Source organism: Veillonella sp. 20925_1_51 (assembly GCF_041431445.1).
GTDB lineage: Bacteria > Bacillota > Negativicutes > Veillonellales > Veillonellaceae > Veillonella > Veillonella nakazawae.
In genome coordinates this window covers 1-579 of record NZ_JAPVXT010000022.1, presented here as the reverse complement: position 1 = coordinate 579, position 579 = coordinate 1, and the positions used below count along the sequence as shown (strand labels likewise).

Annotated in this window: 1 protein-coding gene; it reads right to left on the bottom strand. The window is 36.4% G+C overall.

Annotation, left to right across the window (positions count from 1 at the left end):
- On the bottom strand, window positions 1–579 hold a 579-nt coding region (locus O3607_RS09735), incomplete at both ends, for a transposase (RefSeq protein WP_371443789.1).

Genomic DNA, 579 nt, shown 5'->3' with positions numbered 1-579 from the left:
TAGAAATACTTGCATCAGTTGGCATTACCTTAAGTATTTCTTTTGCAGAAAGCGGTCTTGGTGAGTGTAAATAACACCACCAAAAGACCGCTTTTATACGTTTTTCTACAGACATTCCTCGATGGTAACGCAATAAACGTCTGAGTTGTGCGTTTACTCCGCCTTCAATAGGGTTATTAGTCCTCGGACATTCTTTATCCAACACCAATGTTTCATCTAAATATCGAAAAATTGTCTCTGTATTAATTAATACCACTAGAGAGTTATAGGCTTTTAGTAATCGTTCATGCGTAGCTCTTAAATTATCATTACTATCACGTGTCATTTCATTTAGAAACTCTTTAAAAGTCACCCTCCAATTAAATAATCGTTGAATCCATATTTTTGCATCTTCCTGTGTTTTTACGTTATATAAATCGCTTGCTAAATCTTTTAACATAATGCCTGCTAATGTCTTAGGCCGCCTAGTAGTGTAATGATGTACTTGCCATACGGCATGAACAATACAACGTTGAAGCTTGGCGGTACGCCATACTTTTTTTAATGCTTTTCTAAGACCAGGTCCACCATCAGAAACGA